This is a genomic window from Campylobacter sp. IFREMER_LSEM_CL2256 (genome assembly GCF_025771645.1).
Lineage (GTDB): Bacteria > Campylobacterota > Campylobacteria > Campylobacterales > Campylobacteraceae > Campylobacter_D.
In genome coordinates, this window is sequence record NZ_JAKMQQ010000005.1 from 49,115 (window position 1) to 74,245 (window position 25,131).

General features: G+C 30.2%; 25 protein-coding genes and 1 tRNA gene. 11 read left to right on the forward strand and 15 right to left on the reverse strand.

Going from position 1 to position 25,131, the window contains the following annotated elements; translation table 11 throughout:
* Position 1: 1 nt before the first annotated feature.
* A complete protein-coding gene (locus L8U00_RS03455) occupies positions 2 to 1,354 on the reverse strand; it encodes a sodium-dependent transporter (protein WP_263708512.1) in 1,353 nt (450 codons plus the stop codon).
* A 197-nt stretch (positions 1,355 to 1,551) separates the two neighbouring features.
* Between L8U00_RS03455 and L8U00_RS03460 the strand changes: the two genes are divergently transcribed.
* The 4 genes from L8U00_RS03460 (at position 1,552) to L8U00_RS03475 (ending at position 3,801) form a co-directional block, all read left to right on the forward strand.
* Positions 1,552 to 1,875: a F0F1 ATP synthase subunit C gene (locus L8U00_RS03460; protein ID WP_012661906.1), complete on the forward strand. Its 324-nt coding sequence runs from the start codon at positions 1,552 to 1,554 to the stop codon at positions 1,873 to 1,875.
* Positions 1,876 to 1,901: 26 nt separating this feature from the next.
* A tRNA-Leu gene (locus tag L8U00_RS03465) sits at positions 1,902 to 1,987 on the forward strand.
* 18 nt (positions 1,988 to 2,005) lie between these two features.
* Positions 2,006 to 2,440, forward strand: a complete 435-nt coding sequence (locus L8U00_RS03470) for a hypothetical protein (protein WP_263663465.1) — start codon at positions 2,006 to 2,008, stop codon at positions 2,438 to 2,440.
* Positions 2,441 to 2,505: 65 nt separating this feature from the next.
* Positions 2,506 to 3,801: a methyl-accepting chemotaxis protein gene (locus L8U00_RS03475; protein ID WP_263708514.1), complete on the forward strand. Its 1,296-nt coding sequence runs from the start codon at positions 2,506 to 2,508 to the stop codon at positions 3,799 to 3,801.
* Between the two features lie 11 nt (positions 3,802 to 3,812).
* On the opposite strand, the gene L8U00_RS03480 is transcribed toward L8U00_RS03475, so the two are convergent.
* The 8 genes from L8U00_RS03480 to L8U00_RS03515 form a co-directional block, all read right to left on the reverse strand.
* Positions 3,813 to 4,976, reverse strand: coding sequence for a metal-dependent hydrolase (locus L8U00_RS03480; RefSeq protein WP_263708515.1), 1,164 nt, complete (start codon positions 4,974 to 4,976; stop codon positions 3,813 to 3,815).
* Positions 4,973 to 5,875 (reverse strand): NAD(P)H-dependent glycerol-3-phosphate dehydrogenase, encoded by a 903-nt coding sequence (locus tag L8U00_RS03485; protein ID WP_263708516.1) that lies wholly within the window; start codon positions 5,873 to 5,875, stop codon positions 4,973 to 4,975. The genes L8U00_RS03480 and L8U00_RS03485 overlap by 4 nt, the downstream gene beginning before the upstream one ends.
* Before the next feature lie 2 nt (positions 5,876 to 5,877).
* The gene (gene gatB, locus L8U00_RS03490; protein ID WP_263708517.1) at positions 5,878 to 7,296 is read right to left on the reverse strand and encodes an Asp-tRNA(Asn)/Glu-tRNA(Gln) amidotransferase subunit GatB; all 1,419 of its coding nucleotides are present in this window, start codon (positions 7,294 to 7,296) and stop codon (positions 5,878 to 5,880) included.
* Positions 7,297 to 7,419: 123 nt separating this feature from the next.
* Complete coding sequence (locus L8U00_RS03495; RefSeq protein ID WP_039668715.1) at positions 7,420 to 8,100, reverse strand: F0F1 ATP synthase subunit A; 681 nt, start codon at positions 8,098 to 8,100, stop codon at positions 7,420 to 7,422.
* Positions 8,101 to 8,162: 62 nt separating this feature from the next.
* Positions 8,163 to 9,671 carry a phytoene desaturase family protein gene (locus L8U00_RS03500; RefSeq protein WP_263708518.1) on the reverse strand — a complete coding sequence of 503 codons (1,509 nt, stop codon included), beginning with the start codon at positions 9,669 to 9,671 and terminating at the stop codon, positions 8,163 to 8,165.
* Positions 9,662 to 11,002 carry a DNA repair protein RadA gene (radA, locus tag L8U00_RS03505; protein ID WP_263708519.1) on the reverse strand — a complete coding sequence of 447 codons (1,341 nt, stop codon included), beginning with the start codon at positions 11,000 to 11,002 and terminating at the stop codon, positions 9,662 to 9,664. Before radA ends, L8U00_RS03500 begins: the two co-directional genes overlap by 10 nt.
* A 3-nt stretch (positions 11,003 to 11,005) precedes the next feature.
* Positions 11,006 to 11,872, reverse strand: a complete 867-nt coding sequence (gene ftsY, locus L8U00_RS03510) for a signal recognition particle-docking protein FtsY (RefSeq protein WP_263708520.1) — start codon at positions 11,870 to 11,872, stop codon at positions 11,006 to 11,008.
* The gene (locus tag L8U00_RS03515) at positions 11,872 to 12,417 is read right to left on the reverse strand and encodes a TlpA family protein disulfide reductase (protein WP_263708521.1); all 546 of its coding nucleotides are present in this window, start codon (positions 12,415 to 12,417) and stop codon (positions 11,872 to 11,874) included. Before L8U00_RS03515 ends, ftsY begins: the two co-directional genes overlap by 1 nt.
* 67 nt (positions 12,418 to 12,484) lie before the next feature.
* On the opposite strand from L8U00_RS03515, the gene L8U00_RS03520 reads away from it, so the two are divergent.
* Genes L8U00_RS03520 through L8U00_RS03535 form a run of 4 tightly spaced genes read left to right on the forward strand, consistent with a single transcriptional unit; the run spans position 12,485 to position 16,416 of the window.
* Complete coding sequence (locus tag L8U00_RS03520; RefSeq protein ID WP_263692177.1) at positions 12,485 to 13,114, forward strand: 5-formyltetrahydrofolate cyclo-ligase; 630 nt, start codon at positions 12,485 to 12,487, stop codon at positions 13,112 to 13,114.
* Positions 13,038 to 14,591 (forward strand): ribonuclease Y, encoded by a 1,554-nt coding sequence (gene rny / locus L8U00_RS03525; RefSeq protein ID WP_039628788.1) that lies wholly within the window; start codon positions 13,038 to 13,040, stop codon positions 14,589 to 14,591. The genes L8U00_RS03520 and rny overlap by 77 nt, the downstream gene beginning before the upstream one ends.
* 8 nt (positions 14,592 to 14,599) lie before the next feature.
* On the forward strand, positions 14,600 to 15,163 hold the full coding sequence (locus L8U00_RS03530) for a DedA family protein (protein ID WP_039668721.1): 564 nt from the start codon (positions 14,600 to 14,602) through the stop codon (positions 15,161 to 15,163).
* Positions 15,160 to 16,416 carry a ComEC/Rec2 family competence protein gene (locus L8U00_RS03535; RefSeq protein WP_263708522.1) on the forward strand — a complete coding sequence of 419 codons (1,257 nt, stop codon included), beginning with the start codon at positions 15,160 to 15,162 and terminating at the stop codon, positions 16,414 to 16,416. The genes L8U00_RS03530 and L8U00_RS03535 overlap by 4 nt, the downstream gene beginning before the upstream one ends.
* Here the strand turns inward: L8U00_RS03535 and L8U00_RS03540 are convergent.
* The 3 genes from L8U00_RS03540 to L8U00_RS03550 are packed head-to-tail and all read right to left on the reverse strand — an operon-like array spanning position 16,363 to position 19,267.
* The gene (locus L8U00_RS03540) at positions 16,363 to 17,175 is read right to left on the reverse strand and encodes a YihY/virulence factor BrkB family protein (RefSeq protein ID WP_087685400.1); all 813 of its coding nucleotides are present in this window, start codon (positions 17,173 to 17,175) and stop codon (positions 16,363 to 16,365) included. The genes L8U00_RS03535 and L8U00_RS03540 overlap by 54 nt on opposite strands.
* Entirely contained in the window at positions 17,175 to 18,557 is a 1,383-nt protein-coding gene (locus tag L8U00_RS03545; protein ID WP_263708523.1) for an FAD-linked oxidase C-terminal domain-containing protein, read from the reverse strand. The genes L8U00_RS03540 and L8U00_RS03545 overlap by 1 nt, the downstream gene beginning before the upstream one ends.
* A complete protein-coding gene (locus L8U00_RS03550; RefSeq protein WP_412175041.1) occupies positions 18,557 to 19,267 on the reverse strand; it encodes a plasminogen-binding N-terminal domain-containing protein in 711 nt (236 codons plus the stop codon). Before L8U00_RS03550 ends, L8U00_RS03545 begins: the two co-directional genes overlap by 1 nt.
* A 126-nt stretch (positions 19,268 to 19,393) precedes the next feature.
* On the opposite strand from L8U00_RS03550, the gene L8U00_RS03555 reads away from it, so the two are divergent.
* Genes L8U00_RS03555 through tpx form a run of 3 tightly spaced genes read left to right on the forward strand, consistent with a single transcriptional unit; the run spans position 19,394 to position 22,427 of the window.
* Positions 19,394 to 20,551: a peptidoglycan DD-metalloendopeptidase family protein gene (locus L8U00_RS03555; protein ID WP_263708524.1), complete on the forward strand. Its 1,158-nt coding sequence runs from the start codon at positions 19,394 to 19,396 to the stop codon at positions 20,549 to 20,551.
* A 1-nt stretch (position 20,552) separates the two neighbouring features.
* On the forward strand, positions 20,553 to 21,896 hold the full coding sequence (gene mgtE / locus L8U00_RS03560) for a magnesium transporter (RefSeq protein ID WP_263663450.1): 1,344 nt from the start codon (positions 20,553 to 20,555) through the stop codon (positions 21,894 to 21,896).
* A 12-nt stretch (positions 21,897 to 21,908) separates the two neighbouring features.
* The gene (gene tpx / locus L8U00_RS03565; RefSeq protein WP_263663449.1) at positions 21,909 to 22,427 is read left to right on the forward strand and encodes a thiol peroxidase; all 519 of its coding nucleotides are present in this window, start codon (positions 21,909 to 21,911) and stop codon (positions 22,425 to 22,427) included.
* Here the strand turns inward: tpx and L8U00_RS03570 are convergent.
* The 3 genes from L8U00_RS03570 to L8U00_RS03580 all read right to left on the reverse strand — a co-directional run bounded on the left by L8U00_RS03570 (position 22,424) and on the right by L8U00_RS03580 (position 25,120).
* Positions 22,424 to 23,809 (reverse strand): replicative DNA helicase, encoded by a 1,386-nt coding sequence (locus L8U00_RS03570; RefSeq protein WP_263708525.1) that lies wholly within the window; start codon positions 23,807 to 23,809, stop codon positions 22,424 to 22,426. The two genes, tpx and L8U00_RS03570, sit on opposite strands and share 4 nt — an antisense overlap.
* Before the next feature lie 12 nt (positions 23,810 to 23,821).
* Positions 23,822 to 24,724, reverse strand: coding sequence for a cysteine synthase A (gene cysK / locus L8U00_RS03575; RefSeq protein ID WP_263708526.1), 903 nt, complete (start codon positions 24,722 to 24,724; stop codon positions 23,822 to 23,824).
* A gap of 93 nt (positions 24,725 to 24,817) precedes the next feature.
* Positions 24,818 to 25,120, reverse strand: a complete 303-nt coding sequence (locus tag L8U00_RS03580) for an HU family DNA-binding protein (protein ID WP_039619003.1) — start codon at positions 25,118 to 25,120, stop codon at positions 24,818 to 24,820.
* Positions 25,121 to 25,131: the final 11 nt, after the last annotated feature.

Here is a 25,131-nt window from a genome sequence, read left to right on the forward strand (position 1 = left end):
CTTAAAAAAATAATTGTTTTATCATGATTAAAATCACCGCCAAAGGTGAAATATATCTTACAAAAAAATACCAGCACTCAAAGTATTTACCCCTCATATAAGGATAAAATAAAGTTTGCAAAGCTTCTTTTTTAAGTACAAAGCCTACAAAGATTGCACCAAATAACCCACCCAAAGGCATCATTAAATTTGAAGCTATAAAATCTAATATATCAAAAAAACTTTTTCCAAAAAATTCCAAAGAATCTTTACTCCACTCAATTCCTGATAAAATACACAAACTTCCCAAAAAATACACAATGAAAGCTATAAAAATCAAAGCTTTTTTTCTTGTAAAATTATAAGAATTAATTAAATAAAAGGTTAAAGGTTCTATCATGGAAACTGCTGAAGTAATCCCTGCAAAAAATAAAGCTATAAAAAAGGCTATGGCTAAAATATTTCCCAAAGGTAAAAAGCCAATTGGATCAATATTTGAAAACAAACTCATTAAAGATACAAAAATCAAACCTGGACCTTGCTGAGCTGGATTGCCATTAAATTCAAATATGAAAGTAAATACAATAAGTCCCATCATAATACCAATGATAATATTAATAATAATAATATTAATAGTACTTGTAATAAAATTCGTTTTATCAGGTAAACTTGCAGAATAAGTTATAATTGAACCCACTCCAATAGATAAAGAAAAGCAAGCAAGTCCTAAAGCACTCAAAAACGCCCCTACACCAAGCTTAGAAAAATCAGGAGAAAACAAAAACTCACTCGCTTTAGAAAAACCATCCATACTAAAAGAATACCCAAGCATTAAAATAAGTAGTATAAATAAACTTGGCATCATCCAAACATTGAGTTTTTCTATACCACTTTTAACACCTTTTGATACTACATAAAAAATAACTATAAATACAAAAGTAAAACATACAAATTGAGATAAAACATCATTAGAAAGTAAATTTCCAAAAATAGCGCCACTTTCTTCTATGCTTTTTGGTAAAGGAAAAAATCCAAAATAAGCATACTTCACAATCCATCCTATAATCACACTATAAAAAGAAACAATCAAAATAGCGCCTATTAAAGAAAAACCGACTATAGACCAAGCTCTTTTGTGTTTTGGTGCTAAAGTATAATAAGCATTTACAGGATCTTTTTCACTAAGTTTTCCTATACTAAGTTCTGCTAAAAATATCACAAAACCTACACCCAAAGTCAAAAATAAATACAAAAGTACAAAGGCTGAGCCTCCATTTTGTCCTACTAAAGTTGGAAATTTCCAAGCATTTCCAAGCCCAACGGCTGAACCTGCCACTGCTAATACAAAGCCTATTTTAGAAAATTTATCATTCATAAAAATAACCTTAAATTTTATAAGCACATAAAAAACATTTAATGTAGCTAAAAAAAACTTTAATTTATTTTAAAATATGCTTATTAATTTAAATTTCAATAATTTTAAAGCTATATTAATATATAATTTCGCTTTTATAAATCACGAGTAGGGATACGCAAGCCGAAAGGATTTAAATTTTATATCGAGGGAATACTATGAAAAAAATCGTATTTTTAATGCTAGCTTTAAGTGGTTTTGCATTCGCTGCTGAAGGCTCTATGAATCAATGGTTAGCTTCTTTTTCTATCTTAGCAGCAGGTTTAGGACTTGGCGTTGCAGCTTTAGGTGGTGCTATTGGTATGGGTAATACTGCGGCAGCAACTATAGCAGGTACTGCTAGAAACCCTGGTCTTGGTGGTAAATTAATGACTACTATGTTTATTGCTTTAGCGATGATTGAAGCTCAAGTTATCTATGCACTTGTTATTGCTCTTATCGCTCTTTATGCTAATCCATTCCAAGCATTAGTAGCAGCTTAATCACAAAAGCCCTTTTAGGGCTTTATGCGGTTATGGTGGAACTGGTAGACACGCCATCTTGAGGGGGTGGTGCGCTCAGCGTGTGCGAGTTCAAATCTCGCTAACCGCACCATTTAAGGAATTTTAAAAAATGGTTTTTTATCTCTTAATTAGCGCAATAGCTTTTTTAATTCTTTTTTTTGCTATTAAAAAATATACACTAAAATTAGATGAGCAAGCCTTACTTGAACCCATTAAAAATGATATTTATCCTGAGTTTTGTGATCTTATTAACGAAGAAATAAGAAATATCAAAAACAATCTTTTACAAAACACTTTTACACTTCAAAATGAAAATAATAAAGATGAATTTTTGGAAAATTTAAGCGATATGAGTAGAAAGCTTAACCATATTCAAACTATGAATTTAAGTAAAAAAAGCAATGCTTTGTGGGAAGAAGCTCTTTTTGACTTTTTAAAAGAGCTCGAAAAGCTTAATGAACAATACTTAAAGAATAGTGATGAGATTAATGATTCAATCAGAACTTCTTTGCAAGAAAAATTTTCTAATTTAACAAAAAACTAATACAAACAAATTATTTATTTCAAAAAACACTTTATAATTTTAAGCTATTTTTATAAAGGAAATTCATGTTTGTCAATAAGAAAAAAATCAATGAACAAATTATTCAATTAGAACAATCTAATCAAGCTTTTCAAGATATACTTAATGCTATTAGCAAAACTATGGCGATGATAGAATTTCAAACAGATGGGACCATCATTAGCGCTAATGAAAATTTTCTAAAAACTATGAATTACTCTCTAGATGAAATTAAAGGAAAACACCATAGTATGTTTTGCTTACCTGAAGTAGTAAAATCTCAACGCTATGCTGATTTTTGGAGAGATTTAAAAGGTGGTAAATCAAGAAATGGTCTTTTTAGACGCATCGCAAAAGGTGGAAAAGACATTTATCTTGAAGCTAATTATCTTCCTATTTTAGATCAAAATAACAAAGTATATAAGGTTATTAAATTCGCCAATGACATTACTCAAAGACACTATGAAATGCTTGATTTAAAAAATACCATAGATGCAGCTAATCGTTCTATGGCTATTATTGAATTTAATCCTTATGGAGAGATTTTAAATGCTAATGAAAACTTCACTCAAACTATGGGTTATTCACTAAATGAAATCAAAGGAAAACACCATAGTATGTTTTGCGAAGAAAAGTTTAGAAACTCAAAAGAATATACAATTTTTTGGGAAGAATTAAGAAGTGGTAAATTCCAATCAGGAAAATTTATACGCTTTGGTAAAAACAATAAACTAATCCACCTAGAAGCAAGTTATAATCCTATCAAAAATGATGATGGAGAAATTTATAAAGTTATTAAATTTGCAACAGATATTACCGAGCAAGTTGTAAGAGATGAGGAAAAACTAAAGCTCATTAGCGAACTAGCAGAACAAAATGATAATTTAACACAAGAAGGCGATAGTGTTATAGAAAATACGGTTCAAAATATTCAAAATATTGCCGAGATGATGAATAATAGTAGTAATTTAGTTTCATCATTAAATGAACAATCAGAAGAAATCAAAAATATCATTCAAACTATTAGTGATATAGCAGATCAAACCAATCTTTTAGCGCTAAATGCTGCCATAGAAGCAGCGCGTGCTGGAGAACATGGACGTGGTTTTGCCGTGGTTGCTGATGAAGTTAGAAATCTAGCTGAAAGAACTGGACATTCAGTAAATGAAATTACTACTACCATTAATTCTATTAGAAATGTAACAGCTGAAGTGGTGCAAAGTATTAAAGATGGTTTAAGTGGTGTAAATCAAAGTGTGGATTTAGCCAAAGAAGCTAGAGAATGTATGGAAAAAATTAGAAATAGCTCAACTAAAGTAGCACAAGCTATGCAGGATAAATAAGAGTTTTTAGCTCAAAAGCTAAAAACTTTTCCTGCTATAAAGCTTTTTTCTACCTTACCTTGCAAGGTATCATTTGCATATAAACCTTCCCCTTTAAAAGAAAGATTTTCTTCAAATACAACCAAATCAGCATCAAAACCAAGTTCTATTTTACCTTTGTTTAATCCTAAAAATTGCGCTTGATTATAGCTTGTAAAATCACATAATTCTTTCCAAGTTAAAATACCTTCTTTTACTAAATATGTAAAACATAAACTCATATACATAGCTATGGCATTAATTCCAAAGTCTGCTTCATCAAAAGCTAAATCTTTTTTAGTGCTAGGAGTATGCAAAGAGCTTAAGAAAGTAATTTTTTTATCTTGAAGTAATTTTTTAAGACCTATTAATTCATTTTTTGCTCTTAGTGGAGGTAAAATTTTTGCTTGAGTATTGAAATTTTCACAAGCGTTTTCATCTTTGATTAAATGATGGATTGAAATTTCACTATATTGATCATGTAGTAATTCAAATGATCTTGTAATTGCTAAAGAGTTAAAACAAGCTTTGTTTTTATAAAACTCCACCAATTCTTTCATTTTTGCTACTTCACTAGTCTCAGCTATATCACTAATTCCTATAAGTCCTAATTCAAAACTTGTTTGCCCATCATTCATCACCCCATGATCATCAAAACTCTCATCAAAACACTTTAAAAACACCGGAGTTGATTTCATATTAGCATATTGCATGCACTGTCTTAAATAATTTGCACCTAAAGTACTTGAAAGTTCCAAGCCTTTTGCACCCATATCAATTAAGGTGGCGATATTTTTTAATTTTTCTGTTTTATCTAATACATTAATAGTAGGTAAAACATTAATATCTAAAGATTTTAATTTATCAAAATAAAGTGCATAGCCTTGAGTGTTAGCTTCTAAACTATCTTTTAAAACAATAGTCCCTACCCCGCCTTTTAAGCATGCTTTTTCAAGATCATATAATTTATCTATACTAAATTCATTATCAAGTAAACTAACATTTAAATCAATAAACGAAGGAAGCAAAGTTTTGCCTTTTATATCAACAATATACTCATCATTATTTAAATCATTGGCAATTTGAGTGATTTTTCCATCTTCTATTTTAAGATCAAGCTTTTGCTCACCATAAATTTTTGCATTTTTGATAATCATGATATTTCCTCCTTTGATGACATCAAATCTTTCAAAGATTCCCAAGCATTCTTACCCTCTAGCATTAAAACCACTTCATTGACAATCGGGGTATAAATTTGAAATTGCTTTGATAAGGCATGTATAGCATAAGCAGTTTGTACTCCTTCGGCTACCTCGCCAAGTTCCATTAAAATATCTTTTATATTTTTACTACTAGCCAAACTTAAACCTACTCTATAATTTCTTGATAGATTGCTTGAAGCTGTTAAAAATAAATCTCCAGCCCCACTAAGTCCCAAAAAAGTTTCTTCTTTAGCGTTAAAAAATTGTCCAAAACGGTGCATTTCTACTAAGCCTCTTGAGACTAAAGAAGCTCTTGCATTATTACCTAAATTTAAACCATCGCAAACCCCACTTGCAATTGCTAAAACATTCTTATATGCACCACAAATCTCAGCACCTTTAACATCAGAACTTGTATAAGTTTTAATATAATTTGGAAAAAAACTTGCAAATTGATTGCAAAGATCTTGATTTTTACCGCTAACAACCAAAGCACAAGGTTTTTTTTCTAGCACTTCACTTGCAAAAGAAGGACCACTTAAAAAACAAAGTCTATCACTACTTATAAACTCGCTAAAAACCTCATCCATAAATTTTAAACTTTTACAATCAATACCCTTAGAAGCTACAAGAATTTTTTGATTTAAATCTTTAAAATTATTTGTAAGCCACTCATGTATTCCTTGAGCATATAAAGCAAAAACTAAATATTCATATTCTAAAGCTTCTTTGGTGCTAACAAAATAAGAAAGATCTTTTTCATGAAAAGAAGTTATTACGCATTCATTTTTAACGCTCAATACATCATATAAAGCACTTCCCCATTTTCCTGCACCAACAACTGCTATTTTCATATTTAACCAAGTTTTGCTTTTAAAATTTCATTCACTTTAGCAGGATTAAATGCACCTTTACCCGCTTTCATTGCCTGACCGACAAAGAAACCAAAAAGTTTATCTTTACCACTTTTATATTCAACCACTTTATCTTCATTGTTTGCTAAAATTTCATCAATAATCTTTTCAATAGCACCATCATCACTTACTTGTTTTAAACCAAGTCTTTCAATAGCATCATCAATTTCAACTTCTGTATTTTCAAATACATAAGCTAAAATATCCTTACCTGCTTTAGCGCTAATAACACCTTCTTCTATGCGCTTGATTAAAATAGCTAATTTTTCTTGTTTTACAGGTGAGTTTTCTATAGTCAACTCACCTTTTAAAAGTCCCATTAACTCAGTCGTAAGCCAAGTAACACAAAGTTTTGGGTTTAATTTTTGGTTAATTAGATACTCAAAATATCTACAAAGCTCTAATGAAGAAACAATCACTTCACTATCACTTTCTTTAATACCTAATTCACTAACAAATCTAGCTTTTTTCTCATCAGGAAGTTCAGGTATATCTTGACTTAGCATTTCATCATCTAAAATTACAGGTAAAAGATCAGGATCAGGGAAATATCTATATTCAGCAGAGTCTTCCTTGCCTCTCATACTTCTAGTAACTAAATTAACCGTATCAAATAATCTTGTTTCTTGCATAACTTCTTGATCGTATTTTCCATCTTCCCAAGCTTCACTTTGACGTTTTACTTCATACTCAATCGCCTTTTGGATAAAACGAAATGAATTTAAGTTTTTAATCTCCACTCTAGTATAAAGCTTATCATCACCCTTTGGACGAATACTAACATTAGCATCACATCTAAAACTACCTTCTTGCATATTTGCATCTGAAATATCTAAAAATCTTATAATAGAATGTAACTTTTTCAAATAAGCCACTGCCTCATCAGAGCTTCTAAGTTCAGGCTCACTAACGATTTCAAGCAAAGGCGTGCCTGCTCTATTTAAATCTACTTTTGAAAAATTACTCTCATGTATATTTTTCCCTGCATCTTCTTCTAAATGAGCTCTAGTAATACCTATGCGTTTATTTTCTCCATTTACATTAATAAACAACTCACCATTTTCTACTATAGGAATGTCAAATTGCGAAATTTGATAAGCCTTTGGTAAATCGGGATAAAAATAATTTTTTCTATTAAAAATACTTTTTTTATTTATAGTTGCATTAACTGCTTTTCCAAATGCTATAGCTTTTTTCACTGCTTCTTGACTTAATACAGGTAAAGCACCTGGTAAAGCTAAACATGTTGGACATACATTAGTATTTGATTTTTCTCCAAAAGAAGTTGCACATGAACAAAAGATTTTTGTTTTGGTATTTAATTGTGCATGAACTTCAAGTCCTATAACAACTTCAAACATTAAAATTTTCCTTAGAATTTTTTGTTTATTCTAGCGTTTTTTATTTCAAAAAGAGTTTAAAAAAGAATAAAAGAGAAACATTAAAAAAGAAAAAAGCAAAAAATATTTTTTGCTTTTTAAAAATTAATGATGTTCATCAACTACAGTTGCACCTGCTAAATAAACATAAGTTAAAATCATAAAAATAAAAGATTGTAAAAATGCCATAAAAGTTAGAAGCATATAAGCAGGTAGTGGTGCAACCCAAGGCACAAGAGCTAAAATAACTGCTAAGAATAAATCATCTCCTTTTATATTACCAAATAAACGGAAAGATAAAGAAATAACTCTTGAAAAATGAGAAACCACTTCTATAGGAAACATTAAAGGTGCTAGAATTTTAACAGGTCCCATAAAATGTGCAAAATACTTAAAAAATCCTTGAGTTCTAATGCCTTCAAAATGATAATACACAAATACTATAATAGCCAAAGAAGCACTAAAATTTAAACTAGCACTTGGGGCTTCAAAACCTGGGATGATTCCTATAATATTACTAAAAAACACCATAAAACCTATAGTTGCAACTAAAGGCAAGTATTTTCTAGCAGCTTCATCACTACCCATGGTATCTCTACCCATACTTAAAATGCCTTCCATATAAGCCTCAGCTAAATTCTGACTACCTCTTGGGACAATTTGCATGGATCTTGTAGCAAGTTTTGCTAAAATCAAAGAAATCACAACCACTATACCCAAATGAAAAAAGTATGCAAAAGTGTGACTAGAATCTATAAAAGAACTAAATAAAAATAAATCTTTCATTAAAAATCCTTAGCAGAATAAATATTTCAAAGCTAATATTATAAAAAAAAATTGCTTATATTTTAATGAAAATTCATTTTATTAGCGCAAAAATATCCTCCTAAAATCGCACCTGTAAAACCACCTCCAGGAAATATAAAAGCATTAGCAAAATACAAATTTTCTATACTTTTACTTTTATAATGCAATCTATATTTAACCCCTTCTTGATCTTGAGAAAATCCATAAATTGTACCCTCATAAGCTTTGGTATATCTTTGTATAGTTTTTGGCGTAGCTAATTCTTGATGGATTAAGTGTGAACTTAAATTTGGAAATATCTCATCTAGTCTTTGCACTATAGCTTTTAATACCTCTTCTTTTTTAGCTTTATAATCTTGTTTATTTAAATCCCATTCATTATAATTTGAACTAAAAGCTACAACACCTATGTATTTATCGCTAGCTAAACCACTATCAATTTTAGAATAATTCACAAAAGCCATAGGTCTTTTTTTGATATCTAATTTTAAAATATTAGTATTTTCATATGAACTATTTAAAAAATCATCTTCAAATATAAAATTGCAATAATCCATATTTTCATAAATTTTAGAAATATCTTTATCATAAATAAAATAAGCACTTACCAAAGAACAAGCGCGCTTTTTAGACTCTATTGCTTTGATTTCTTGGGTTAAATTTAAATCTTTAAGCAAGTCTTTATATACGATTAAAGGATCACAATTTGCAATGATATTTTGCGCATAGATGGTGTGTTTTTGATTATTTTGAATGTATTCTACTCCATAAGCTTTTTGATCTTTTGTGAGTATTTTAACAACTTCAGCCTTAGCTAAAACCTGTCCTTGATTTTCTTTTATAACCTCAGCCAAAGCATCACTTAAAGCTTGTGAACCACCTTTAATATATACCCCACCATCATAATAATGCTTTTGAGCAATGCCATGAAAACTAAAAATAAATTCCTTACTATCATGATGATAATAACTCATATTTGCATTTAAAATCTTTTTTAACTTATCATTTTTAATATAAGCATTTAAAACATCATAAACTTTTTTATTAAACAATCTATTTTTGATAAATATCCAAGAAGTGCTAAATGGAAATAACAATAATTCACTTAATTTTAAATCCCAAGGAAACCTTCGAATAGCATAAGCTTGCGTTTTTATAGCTTTAAAATATTTATCAATACCTTTACTTTCTTGTGGAAATTCTTTTTTCAAAACCTCTTTTACGTTTTCTATGCCATGAGGTAAAGTTAGATTATAATTTTTACTTTTAATACTCCATGCACTTGGTAAAGGTAAAATTTCAATTTTATTCTTTATACCAAGTTTTTCAAAAATCAAATGCTTCATGTCAGTTTTTGCTTCACCTAGGTCCATTTCATGAAGCCCCGCATCAATCAAAACACCTTTTCTTTTAAAACAAGTAGCACAACCACCGATTAAAGAATGCTGTTCTAAAACTAAAACTTTTTTACCATTTCTAGCTAAAAAAGCACCCGCACTTAAGCCTCCAAGACCTGAACCTATAATAATTACATCAAATTTTACATCCATTCTAAAACCTCACGTAATTCTTTGGCTACAAAACATTTTAAACCAAGTTCTTCCATAGGTTTAACCGGCACTATGGCATTTTTAAATTTTTGCATTTTAGCTTCTTTTAAACGCACATCAAGCGAAAATACTTCTTTAATCTCGCCATTTAAACTAAGCTCACCCACAAAAACACTATCTTTGCTTAAAGGGCGGTTTTTAAAACTTGAAATAATCGCTGCAACCACCGCTAAATCTGCCGCAGTTTCACTAATTTTCACCCCACCACTTACATTAATAAACACATCATAATACCCCAAAGGAATTTCAAGCTTTCTCTCAAGTAAAGCTATGAGCATATCTAAACGATTTTTTTCATAGCCTGTTGCACTGCGTTTTGGGTAAACACTCTCACAAACTAAGGCTTGAATTTCTAGCACTAAAGCTCTGCTTCCTTCCATCACTACACTCAAAGCGCTACCACTTACTGCCTTGCCACGCGTAAAAAATCTATTAGCTATGTCTTTAGCACTAATTAAACCCTTAGAGGTCATTTCAAAAATACCAACTTCGGAAATATTTCCAAAACGATTTTTAAAACCTCTTAAAATCCTTATTTCTTTATTAGCATCGCCTTCAAAATAAAGCACCACATCTACCATATGCTCTAAAATTCTAGGTCCAGCTATAGCTCCATCTTTAGTAATATGACCTATGATAAAAGTGCTGATATTATTAGCCTTAGAATAGCGCATTAACTCAAAAGTAATTTCTCTAACTTGAGTGATACTACCTGCTGCTGAAGTAATTTTATTAGAATATAAAGTTTGAATAGAATCAATAATTAAAATTTCATAATCTTTTTTAGAAAGCTCACTTAAAATATCTTCCAAGCAAAGTTCAGTAAGTAAAAATAAATTCTCACAATTTGCATTCAAACGATCTGCGCGCAGTTTGATTTGAGATTTACTCTCCTCTCCACTTACATAAAGTACTTTTTTACCACTTTTTGCCAAATTGGAAGCAATTTTTAATAAAAGTGTGGATTTTCCAACCCCAGGTGAACCCCCAATTAACACCAAAGAGCCCACAACAAGCCCGCCACCTAAAACCAAATCAAGCTCATTATCATCAGTGCTAATGCGAGTGAAATTTTCTGCTACAACGTCATTTATACATACTGCAGAACTTGGAGTGTTTGAGAGCGAATTTAACTCTTTTAAAACCTTAATTTGCTCTTGCTTTAGCTCAATAAAACTATCCCAAGAACCACATTCAGGACATTTGCCTAGCCATTTACTTTGCTGATTTCCACAAGCTTGACATTCAAATAAAATATGTTTTTTAGCCATAAATTATGCAAAAATCTCTTCAACTAAAGTTTTAACGTATTCATTAGGATTAAACTCATGAATTTGTCCTAGTTGCTCCCCTACTCCTACATATAAAATAGGAAGCTCAAGTTCTCTTGCTATACTAAATAAAGCTCCACCTTTAGCGGTTCCATCAAGTTTTGTAATAATCACTCCATCAAGTTTTACTAAATCATTAAAAGCTTTTGCTTGCAAAATTCCTGCCACACCTTGAGTGCCATCAAGTACAAGGATTTTTCTATGAGGAGCTCCCTGCATAGCTTTATCACTTATACGAACAATTTTTTCAAGCTCATTTGCAAGATTTTTTTGATTTTGCAAGCGTCCTGCTGTATCTAAAATAACCCTATCATAGTTTTTTGCCAAAGCTTTAGAAATAGCATCATAAGCAACCGCCGAAGGATCATGTCCTTGTGAAGTAGCTATGATATCTATATCTAATTTTTGCGCCCATAATTTTAACTGCTCTATAGCTCCTGCCCTAAAAGTATCACAAGCTCCAAGTATAACCTTTTCACCATTTTCTTTATGCAAATGTGCCATTTTAGCAATACTTGTGGTCTTACCCACTCCATTTACACCTAAAATCAAATCCACAAAAGGTTTGACATTAACAAGTTCTGGTTTATCATAAATAAAATAAGTTCCCATAACACGCTCTAAATCAGCCTTTTTGACCTCATCATTTGGAGGAAGATAGTAAATAATCTCTTCAACTATCTCATATGCCACATCGGCTTCTAAAAGCATTTCTTCAAGTAAATCTTTAGTAATGATTTTATTTGAAGCCTTAACTAAATGAATACTTTCTAAGGTTTTTTTCAAACCATTTTTTAAAAATCCAAACATCACATTATCACTTTTTGTATATCTATATCTAACATTTCTTCAGGGATTATCCCTAAATACTCTTTAATCTTTTCACCTTTTGTATTAAATAACACCATTGTTGGTATAGAACTGACATTTAAAACTTTAGAAAAAACAAAATTATTCTCTCCTATAGCTACTGGAAATTTAATTTTTTCATCTTCTATAAAAGTTAATATTTCTTGCTCCTTATTCTCTTCTAAAAAAAGCGCTATTACTTCAAATCTATCTTGATATTTATTATTTAAATTATTTAAATGTGGAATTTGAGCCTTACAAGGTGCACACCAAGTCGTAAAAAAAACAAACAATTTAGCTTTAGCTGTATCATCAAAATTAAATGCTTGCTCATGATATTTCACATACATTTTTCTACCATCTAAAAATTTTAAAGTAAAATCAGTATTTTCACTTTGAGTTAAACTTGCATTGTCTGTATTTTCAGTGCTAGAATTTTCTTTATCACTCGAACATGAAGTAAAAAATATCATAATAAAAATTACTAAAAAAATTTTAAATTTCAAGTCTTATCCTTATGATTTTTTAAGCTTAAAAGTATAACATAAAAAGTTAAAAACTTTAAGGAAAGCCTTGATAAAAAACAATTTTAGAATAAAACAAAAATCCAAAATGCATTTAAAATTAAAGTATCAATACAAAAGGGATTTTTTGGTTTTTCAAGAAATAAAGAAAATTCTAAATTTATGCAAAAATTGTAGAAATATCCTTATATATATCCCTTTAAAATATGAAATTAATCTTTATAAATTCAGGCATTTTCTAACAAAAAAATATCAAATTTTCGTCCCATTTATGCAAGATAAAAGTTTAAAGGTAGTAAAATTAAGATTAGCTCTTGAAAAAAAGAGCTTTGGGGTGTATGAGCCAAAAGATTCTTTTTTGCAAACTCGCATTGATATTGCGATTATCCCTGTAATAGGCGTAGATGCAAAGTTAGGAAGAATCGGTCATGGTCAAGGTTTTTACGATAGGTTTTTTGAAAGCATTTCTTATAAAAAACCTTTGGTTATTTTTACGCAAATGATCGATGCAAAATCTGATCAATTTTTTAGCCAAGATCATGATATAAAAGGAAATTTTTATATAAACCCTTATAAAAAATATTTTAGGAAAGTTAAAAACAATGATAGAAATATTAGTCGCATTAATAGCCGTTTTTATAGGCGGAGGGATTGGGTATATAGTCGCCAAAAAGATTAATGATGCAAATTTCAATATCTTTTTAGAGCAAGCAAAAGCAAAAGCAAAAGCCATTGAATATGAAGCTGAACTAACACTTAAAGATGCTAAAAATTCAGTTGCTGAAGCTGAATTTGCGGCAAAGAAAAAATTTGATGAAAAAATTCAAAAACTTCAAAAAGAACATTCTATTAAGCTAGAAGAGCTTAATAAAAAAGAACAAAATCTTCATTATCAAGAAAAACTTCATGAGGAAAACAAAAACAAACTGGCAAAAGAACAGCAAGCTATAAAAGCTTTACATGAGGAAAATGAAAATTTAAAACAAAATTATGAAACAAAGCTTAGTGAAGTATTAAAAATTCTTGAGCATTCAGCTGGTCTTACACAAGAAGAAGCAAAAAATATAGTTTTACAAAAAGTAGAAGAAAACTCAAGAGCTGAGATTGCTCATATTGTTAGAAAATACGAAGAAGAAGCTAGAAATGAAGCCAAAAGAAAAGCTAATTTTATCTTAGCGCAAGCTACTTCAAGATTTGCAGGAGAATTTGCCGCTGAAAGATTAATCAATGTAGTAAATATAAAAAATGATGAGCTAAAAGGTCGTATTATAGGTAAAGAAGGAAGAAATGTTAAAACCTTAGAAATGGTTTTGGGCGTTGATATTATCATCGATGATACACCTGGAGCAATTATAGTAAGTTGTTTTAATCTTTATAGACGCGCCATTGCTACAAAAGTGATTGAACTTTTAGTTGAAGATGGCAGAATACAACCTGCAAAAATAGAAGAAATTCATGAAAAAGTTTGCAAAGAATTTGAAGATAATATCTTAGAAGAAGGTCAAACTATAGTAATGGATTTAGGACTTAATAATATACATCCTGAAATTGTTAAATTAATAGGAAAATTAAGATATAGAGCAAGTTATGGCCAAAATGCTCTAGCGCATTCTTTAGAAGTAGCACATTTAGCTGGAATCATAGCAGCTGAGTGTGGTGGAGATGAAAAATTAGCAAGAAGAGCTGGAATTTTACACGATATAGGCAAGGCTTTAACACATGAATTTGAAGGTTCTCATGTGGATTTAGGAGCTGAGCTTTGTAAAAGATACAAAGAACATCCTGTTGTAATTAATGCAATTTATGCTCATCATGGGCATGAAGAAGCTATAAGTATAGAATCAGCTGCAGTTTGTACAGCAGATACACTAAGCGCTGCGCGTCCTGGCGCAAGACGTGAGGTTTTAGAAGCCTTCTTAAAAAGAGTGAGTGAGCTTGAAGATATAGCAAAGAGCAAAGAAGGGGTTAAAAAAGCTTATGCTATTAATGCTGGTAGGGAAATTAGAGTTATTGTTAATGCAAAATTAGTCAATGATGATGAATCTGTGCTTTTAGCTAAAGAAATAGCTGAAGAGATTCAAGAAAAAGTTCAATACCCTGGCGAAATAAAAGTTAATGTTATCAGAGAGCTTAGAGCGATTGATTTTGCAAGATAAGGTTTTTCATGCAAGAAATGATAGATAATCTAAGTACTTATGGCTATTTAATTTTATTTTTTTATTCTTTTGGTGGAGGTATGGTTGCTATACTTGCTGCAGGAGTGCTTTGTGCAAGTTCCACTAAACTTGATTTGCATTTATGTATATTTTTAGCCTTTTTAGCTAACACCATAGGCTCAACCTTGTTGTTTATCTTGGGAAAATACTACAAAAAAGACATAATGCCTTATTTTAAAAATCATAGAAGAAAAATCGCTCTTGCTATGATGAAAATCAAAAAATACGGCGACTTGCTTTTAGTAGTGCAAAAATTTATCTATGGAGTAAAAACTATCATTCCTATAGCAGCAGGTCTTTGTAAATTTAGCTTTGTAAGATTTTTTATCATCAATACCTTAGCTAGTTTAATTTGGGCTGTTATTTTAGGTTATGCTGGTTTTATTTTTGGAAATACCCTAAAAGAAGCTTTTGAAGCATTTGCCAACTATCCTTACATAGCTCCTGTTTTTATAATCACTTTAATTTTTATTATATGGTTATATTTATCACGCTTTTCTAAGAAAAAATGAGTTTAAAATTCTCTATAAAAGAAACTTATAGAGAATTTTTTATTTTATTATTGTGTTTTTTAGCAATTTTTAGTTTAAATCTCATCTATGAGTATAAAAAATATCAAAATTTTAAACTTACTAAGCATTTATTACTTAAAGATAACATTGTTTTGTCTTCTTATGAAAAAACTAATAAAAAAGGTAAAAAATATCAAGTTTTAAAACTCAAAAATTCTGATTTTATTTTTTACACCACTAGCTTTAAAGATCTAAATTTAAGTAAAAATGATGTGATAAATCTTAGAATTATCACTAAAAATATTAACTTCAAAGATTATCTTAGTAAAAGTTTTTATGCACCAAGTTATGATTTTAACAAAACTAAAACACAAAAAGAAAATACACTAATAAGATATTTTTTAAATCAACATCATAATGAAAAAGTCAAAGAATTTTATGGGGTTTTATTTTTTGCCAAAAATGTATCAAGTGAGCTTAGAAATGATGTAAATTTTTACAATATCGCACATTTAATTGCCATTAGTGGATATCATTTGGGCTTGTTATTTAGCTTTTGCTTTTTGATTTTTGCTCCTTTATACGCTTTTTTTCATAAACGATATTTTCCTTATAGAAGTTTAAAGCTTGATATTAGTATTTTTGCTTTCTTGCTTTTAATTTTTTATATATTTTTAATAGATTTTAGCCCTTCTTATACAAGAGCTTTACTGATGAGTCTTTTTGCTTTTTATTTATTTAGTAAAAATATTAAAATACTCAGTTTTAAATTTTTATTTTTAAGTATAGTCTTTTGCATTAGCATTTTTCCAAAACTTCTTTTTAGTGTTGGGTTTTTATTTTCTATTTTAGGAGTTTTTTATATTTATTTATATCTTCATCATTTTAAAGATCAATTTTCAAATTTTACTCATGTTTTTTTGCTAAATATCTGGACTTTTTTAGCAATGATTATCCCTGTATTATACTTTTTTCCTCTACTTAGTTTTCAGCAATTTTTAGCCATACCTTTAAGTTTAGCCTTTATAATATTTTATCCTTTGGTTTTAATCTTGCATATTTTTTCTTATGGAAATTTATTAGATTTATATTTAATGCATTTTTTTGAGTTTAAAATGTATGCGATTAATCTATCAATACCTTTTGTGTTTTATTGTATTTATTTAATTTTATCTTTAATCGCTATATTTAATAAATACTTAGCTCTTTTTGTAATTTCTCTTGGGTTTATTCCCTTTATTTTCTTGATTTAAAAGCAAATAAGCCTTTAATCCCAAAAGATAAATAATCCAAGAAATGTAAATCCACAAAAAGAAAAATAATATTACAGAAAAAGAACCATATACATTTAAATAAGTTTTATTATATACAGCATAATACACAAAAATCATCTTAGAAATATACCAAATTACAGAAGCACCAAAAGAACTAATAAGTAAAGTTTTTAAATCGCCTTTTTTGCTTACTGAACTTGAATAAGAGACAAAAAATAAAGCCCATATAATCACATAAGGTAAAATCTCAAAAAAATTTAAAGCAATATTAAAATCATCTAAGGTTTTTTGTATAAAACCTGAAATATAAAAACTCACCCCAAGTCCAAGTGGAGTTAATGTTGCTAAAGTCCAATAAGAACTTATACTGTGCCAAAGACTTTTAGAATCTTCCTCTAAAAGCTTATTAATCACATAATCATAACCTGAAAAAAAAGCCAAAGAAGTCAAAGCCATAGCCAAAAGCCCTATAAGACCTAAATTTACGCTGTTTTTTAAAAAGGTATTGATATATTGTATGATTAATTCTTGTTGAGTTGGGATTAAAAAAGTAAAAATTAAATTTTTAATTCTTTCTTGATACATTTCAAAACTTGGAATTTGAGTAAAAACCCAAAAACACAAAAACAAAAGTGGTATTAAAGACAAGATAGTATAAAAACTCAAAGCCGCAGCATAATTTAAAATTTCTTTATCTCTTAAAGCTAAAAGAATTTTAAATAAGTTTTTAAAACTCATCAAAGTCCCATTTTAAAAGGATTGAGTATATTATTTGGATCAAATGCTTTTTTGATATTTCTCATTAAGTCCATTTCAGCTTCACTAAAAGCAAGCTTCATAAAAGGAGCTTTTGAAATGCCTATACCATGCTCTCCACTTAAAGTCCCACCTAAAGAGACCGTAAGCTTAAACACCTCTTCCACAGCCTCATAACCTTTTTTAACTAATTCAGGATTGTTTTTATCGCTTACCATTACATTAGTATGTACATTCCCATCGCCAGTATGACCAAAACAAGGGATTTTAAAACCATATTTTTTAGAAATTTCAGCTATGCCTTTTAAAAGCTCAGGTAGTTTTGAACGCGGTACTGTAATATCTTCATTGAGCTTTAAATTTCCATACATCGCTATGCTTTGAGAACAATTTCTTCTAGCAAACCAAATATCAGCTGCTTCTTGTTCATCTTTTGCTATTTTAAACTCTCTTACGCCAGATTCATAAAAACTCTCTTGCAAGATTTTTAAATCTGCTTCAATAGCTTCTTTTACATTACCATCTACATCAGCAATTAAAATCGCACCCGCATCCATAGGTAAACCTTTTTGGAATTTTTGTTCTAATGCTCGTATGCTTAATTGATCTAAAAATTCCATAGATACAGGAGTTACACCTTTAGCTAAAGTTTTATAAACTGCATTCATCGCTTCATCAATGCTGTTAAAAATCCCCATAGCTGTCTTTTTAAACTTTGGCAAAGCAACTAGTTTTAATGTAATCTCACTAAGCACAGCCAAAGATCCCTCACTTGCTATTAAAATTCCAGCTAGATTATAACCTGCTACATCTTTTATGGTTCTTTTACCTGCTCTAATGATTTCTCCATTAGGTAAAACTGCTCTTAAAGCCATTACATAATCTTTAGTTATGCCATACTTAGCAGCCCTCATACCTCCTGCATTTTCGCTTACATTTCCTCCTAAAGAAGAATACTCCATACTAGCAGGATCAGGTGGATAAAATAAGCCATATTCTTTTGCTTTTTCTTGTAAAGCCATATTTATCACACCAGGTTGTACCACTGCGACTAAATTTTCAAGATCAATTTCTAAAATTTTATTCATATGTTTTTCAAAGCTTAGCACCACTCCACCATTAACAGCCAAGCTTCCACCGGTAAATCCGCTACCTGAGCCCCTAGGAATGATGATGATTTTATTTTCATTGCAATATTTTAGAATTTGACTAATATCATTTTCATCTCTTGGGAAAAGCACTCCATCAGGCAAATAATGCTTTTTAGTAGCATCATAACTATATGCTCTTTTATGGATAGGATCAAAATGCGCATTTTCAACCCCTAAAAGATCTTGAAAGAATTTTTGATGGATTTCTTGCATTATTTTTCTCTAGTTAAGCTAATTAGTTTTTCATAATATACATAATAATTTCCAATGGCCTCATCATTTAAGCTAAAAATATCACTTTTATAACCTGTGATTCTTGAATAAAATGGAATTTGCAAACTTTGAGCTTGAGGTATAGCAAATTCTTCAATCTTGCCAAAGTCTTGACAATCAACTATCTCAGCTTTATTTTCTAAAGCTACTACTAAAAGCCCCACAGCATTTTTTGAACAAAAAGATCTAAAATCTGATCTTCTTGGAGTTTGGCGGTATTCTTGTATCATATGCGCACCAAATAAATCAGGGTGTAAAAAATAAATTCCATTTAATTTTTGAGCTATAAAATCATACACACTTTTATCAGGAGCTATAATCAAAGCTCTATCGTATAAATAATTTAAAACTATTTTATCCCCTACTTGTGGCAATACATTTGGCAAAGGCATAGCATCTTGAGCTAGCATATCAAAAACTTTAAATTGTAATTTAACTAAGCCATTTTCACGCCCTATTACACTAGCTCTTGCAATAATTGATTTTTGTGTATCAATTTCATGCACAACTATACCACTTGAGTGCAATAAAATTCTAGGATCATCTTTTATATAACCATAAATATCATCTACTTTTTCAAGTTTTGTTTGTATTAAATCAAAATTTTTAGCTTGTAAAAATGCTAAAAAACAGCAAAGCATTAAGATAATTCTTGACAATTTATACTCCTTAAAAAGTGTAAAAAATAAATTATATTGTTTTTTCCTTACAAAATTGTAAGAAAAATTAAGTAAAATACAAATTTATGTTTAAATTTTAGAAGGTTTTAGATTATCATGAAAAAAATTTTCATATCTTTACTTTTATCTATAAAACTTTTTGCTATTTCAAGTGTTGAAGAACTTTCTTGGGAAAATGGCAAAACCTTACTTGATTTTTTACAAGATCATTCTATACCACTTAATTTATATTATAATCTTGATGGAGAAGATAAAGAACTAAGTGCAGAAATCACAAGTGGTGTTAAATACCAAATGCTAAAAGATGAACAAGGTGAACTTGAGCAAGTTTTAATCCCAATTAGCGATGATTTACAAATTCATATTTACAAAAATATAGAAAATAAATTCGTATTGAGTTTTACTCCTATTTCTTACACTAAAGAAAAAAGAACTATTCGCGTAGCTATTAACAACTCAGCTTATCAAGATGTTTATGATGAAAGTGGCAGTGTAACCTTAGCAAGAGCCATGGTGAGAGCTTTTAAAAATAGTGTTAACTTTAAAAATGTCAGAAAAGGCGATAGTGTAGTATTAATTTATGAGCAAAAAAGAAGACTAGGAAGACTTTTTGGCGATATTAATATCCAAGCAGCTTTAGCTAACATTAGAGGTAAAGAATATTCTGTATTTTTATATAAAGATTCTTATTATAATGCTCAAGGAAAAGAGCTTGAAAATTTCTTTTTAACTAAACCTGTTAAATACACAAGAATTTCAGATCGCTTTACTAGAGCAAGATATCATCCTATCTTAAAACGCTATAGAGCACATTTAGGTATTGACTATGCAGCTCCAACGGGTACTCCAGTTAAAAGTGCAGGAGATGGAACGATTAGCTTTGTTGGGACAAAAGGTGGTTATGGTAAAGTTGTTCAAGTAAAACACATGTCAGGCTATATGACTTTATATGCTCATCTTAGTCGATTTGCAAAAATCAAACGTGGTCAAAAAGTCAAACAAGGACAAGTGATTGCTTATGTAGGCTCTACTGGTATGAGTACTGGACCACATTTGCATTTTGGACTTTATCTAAATAACAAAGCAATTAATCCTGAAACCATAGTAAAAATTCCAAAATCAAGCCTAAGCGGTAAAAATAAAGAAGAATTTTTAAAAATGGCAAAAGAGTATGAAAATCGCTTGCAAAGCATTGATGAAAACTATAAAAATCCACCAAAAGAACAAAATATAGAAAATTCTATGGAGCTTTGAGATGATGAATGATTTTTTAGAAGCACAAGAACTTTTAAAAAATATTTCCAAAGATCAAAGCACCTATGAAACCAATGAAGCCCTAAAGACTATCAAAAGATATAACGAAGAGCTTTATTTGCAAACTCTTAAATCTTTTGATACTTACACACTTGCAAATGTAGCTACTATAACGCCTGAACATATCTTAGAAGATATTTTAGAACACTTAAGCATTATAAAGATTGCAAAAGCAGTAGAAGAGCTTGAAAGTGATGATGCAACAGACTTAATTAAGCGTTTTGAAGAGCTAAATCCGCAAAAAACTTTAGCTATTTTAAACCGCTTAAGCTCTGAAGATAAAGAAGAAATTTTACGCCTTAAAAATTATGATGAAAATACTGCTGGTGCTTATATGCAAACAGAAATTTTCACAGCTTCTATTGATGAGAGTATAGAAAAAGCTATTAAAAGATATAGAATTTTAAAACATTCAGGACAAGTAGATCAAATTTTTCAAGTTTATATCATAGATAATCAAGGAAAGCTTTGCAATGCTATCAACCTAAGCGATCTTTTGCTTTGGGATTTTAAACTAAGTTTTGCAGATATTATTAAAAACAATAATGAAAGATATAAAAGCTATAGCATAAAAGATCATGAGGATATACAAAAGGCTATTGATATAGTAGAAGATTATGATTTGAGTGTTTTAGCGGTTGTAAATGATGATGGAGTGCTTTTAGGTAGAATTACCTATGATGATATCCATGATTTAATCCAAGAAAATGCAACAGAACAAATTTATAACTTAGCCGGAGTCGATGCAGATGTTGAGGAAGAAAGTGCTTTTAAAGCGGCTAAAGCTAGAGCTTTTTGGCTTATGATTAATCTTACCACCTCATTAATCTCAGCTAATATCATTAGCCTTTTTTCAGGTGAAATAGAACAACTTGTAGCCCTAGCAGTACTTATGCCTATCGTAGCTTCCATGGGAGGTAATACAGGCTCACAAGCTTTAGCAGTAACAGTTAGAAAACTCTCACTCAATGAAGTAGAATTTAAAGATGCTAAAAAAGTTATATTAAGAGAGAGTGGAATTTCTTTACTCAATGGATTTATATTTGCTAGTATTATGAGCATTATAGCTTTCATATGGTTTAAAACAGCTCTTTTGGGACTTGTTATAGCCTTATCAATGCTAATTAATCTAGCCTTAGCCGGTTTTGTAGGTTCTTTTGTACCTCTAACTTTGAAAAAATTTAAAATCGATCCTGCGGTAGGATCAAGTGTAGTGATTACTGCGATTACTGATGGTTTGGGATTTTTTAGCTTCTTACTTTTAGCAAAAATGATTTTATTATAAAAAAGGGAAATTATGTCAAGCATTACATATAAAGGTCAAATTATAGAACTTGCAGGAATTGAACTAGAAGTTGGAGATAATGCTCCAAGGGTAGTTCTAAGAACCAAAAATCTTGCCCCAGTAGAAATAGCACCACCTGGGAAAACTCAAATTTTATTAACTCTACCCAGCTTAGATACACCAGTATGCTCAAAACAAGCCAAAGAAACCAATAAAAGACTAGCTTCTATGAAAAATATTGAAGTTATTATTGTTAGCATGGATTTACCTTTTGCTATGGATCGTTTTTGTGCTACTGAAGGGATTGATAATATTATAACCGCAAGTGATTTTGCCTTTAAAGATTTTGGCATAAACTATGGGGTATTAATAAATGATAGTATATTTGCAGGATTGCTAGCAAGAGCAGCTTTTGTAATTAAAGATGGAAAAATAGTATACAAACAGCTTGTAAAAGAGCTGATGGGAAAAATCGATTTTAAAGATTTAGAACTTTTTATGCATAGAAATTATGGTTACCCTTTGAATTAACCTTCAAAGTTTGTAACCACAAAATCTTCTTTTGGAGCTTCAATAAAGCATGATTTTTCTTTCAAAAAAAGCAAATCCACATGCCCTACAGGGCCATTTCTATTTTTACCTATAATAAGCTCAGCCTTTTCTTGTACAGGATTTGGCATAAATTTTCTCTCATAAGTCTTGCCTTCATTTTTGGCTTTATTTTCTCTTTCTTTTTCTTCTTGCTCTCTATAAACTTCATCTCTATATACAAATAAAATCGTATCTGCATCTTGTTCTATAGCACCACTTTCTCTTAAATCACTAAGCATAGGACGTTTATTTGCTCTACTTTCTAATGAACGATTTAATTGCGAAAGTGCCACTACTGGCATATTTAATTCTCTTGCTAAAAGCTTCAAACCTCTTGAAATTTCACTCACTTGCAAATGCCTATCATTAAAAGCTGAGTTACTCATCATAAGACCGATATAATCTACCACGCAAAGCTCAATACTTTCATCTTGAGCTTTAATTTTGCGTAAAATCGAACGAATATCAGCTATACTAGCATAACCACTATCATAAATATAAAGATTTTTTTGTGCATATTCATTACAAGCATCACCCACCCTACTCCACTCATCATCGTTTAAATCTGCGATTAGAATTTTTTGCAAAGAAATGGAAGTTTTTGCACTGATTAATCTTTGCATGATTTGTGTAGCAGGCATTTCTAGTGAAAACATCACAACGCCTTTATTTTGTCTTAGTGTTTTTTCTATAAAATTTAAACAAATTGTAGTTTTTCCCATACCTGGGCGTGCAGCGATGATTACAAGATCGCCAGGTTTAAAGCCTTTTGTCATTTTATTAAGCTCACTAAAACCTGTATCAAGTCCTAAAATATCTTTGTTTTCAGCTTCTTTTTGCTTTTTAAACTCATCCATAAGCTCAGACATAACCATAGTCATATCTTTAATACTATTACTATTTACACGGTTGGTAAGATTAAAAATCTCTTTGCCTATTTCATCTGAAATTTGAGAAATGCTTTTATCTTCATTAACCCTTGTAGGTATAGTATAAGCAAAATTTAAAAGTTGGCGTCTAATGGACTTTTCTCTTAATTCATATGCGTATTTACTCACATCTGCTATGGAAGTAGTAGCTAAAACTTCAGCTAAAATTTGCTCATCTATTTTTTTATGTTTTCTTATAAAACTTGCACTTATAGGCTCGCCTGCATTCACACAAGCTAAAATAGCTTTATAAATATCTTGATGAGCTTTGAGCGAAAAATCATTAATCTCAATATCTGAAGAAATACTAAAAAAAGAATCCTCACTATATATACAAGAACTTAAAATCGCCCTTTCAAGATCTAAATCAAAATGCTCATTATTTTGACTCATATTCACTCCTAATTATAAATTTACAAATAAATCAGTTGATAAATACCGCTCGGCTGTATCATTTAACATAGTCAAGACTTTTTTATTTGGATTTTCTAAAGCAATTTTTCTAGCCATATATACATTTGCCCCGCTTGAAATTCCTGCCATTATGCCGTTTTTACCAAGCTCTAAAGCTGTATTTATAGCATCTTCATTGCTTACACAAACTATCACATCTATGATTTTTTGATTTAAAATTTTAGGGATAAAATTTGCACCTATACCTTGAATTTTATGACTTGCAGCGGTATTTTTGCTCAAAAGCGGCGAAGCTGCGGGTTCTAAGGCTATGATTTTAATATTAGGATTGTGTTCTTTTAAAATTTCTCCTACCCCACTAATAGTCCCACCTGTACCAAAACCTGCTAAAAAAATATCAAGATCAGGTAAAGCTTTTAAAATTTCTAAGGCAGTATTTTTTCTATGTGCGTTTTTGTTATTGATATTTTCAAATTGACTTACCATAAACGAATTTGGAATTTCACTCAAAAGCTCATTAGCTCTATCAAGTGCTCCTTGCATGCCTTTGCTTGCTTGAGTAAGCTCTAGCTTTGCACCAAAAAAACTCATCATTTTTCTACGCTCAATACTCATAGACTCAGGCATAGCTATGATAAGTTTAAGCTTTAAGCTTGCACAAATCATTGCTAAAGCTATGCCGGTATTTCCACTTGTGGCTTCTATAATGGTTGTTTCTTGATTGATTTTACCTTCATTTAAAGCTTGTTTTATCATCTCCACAGCTGCTCTATCTTTTATAGAATGACTTGGGTTAAAATACTCGCATTTAGCATAAAGATTTGGAGCAAATTCTTTTAAAGAAATAATCGGGGTATTACCTATACAATCTAAAATATTATTATAAACTGACATTGTTTTCCTTCTAATTTTTTAAAACAATATCAAAAGAAAATTAATACTTAATTATGAAGAAAAACGCAAAAGTTAGAAACTTTTGCGAAAGAATTATTTTTTAGCTTTTTTAGCAGTTTTAGCAGCAGCAACTGCGTCTTTAAGGTTTTTACCTACTTTAAATTTAGCAACTTTAGTAGCAGGTACTTTGATAGTAGCACCAGTGCTTGGCACTCTAGCTTCTCTAGCAGCTCTTTCAGCTACAGAAAATGTACCAAAACCAATAAAGCTAATGCTATCACCTTTAGCTAATACATCAGTAATAGTAGCGATTACTGCATCAGTAGCTGCAGTTGCATCTTTTTTAGTTAGCCCAGCAGTTTGAGCAACTTGAGAAATAAAATCTGCTTTAGTCATAAAAAGCTCCT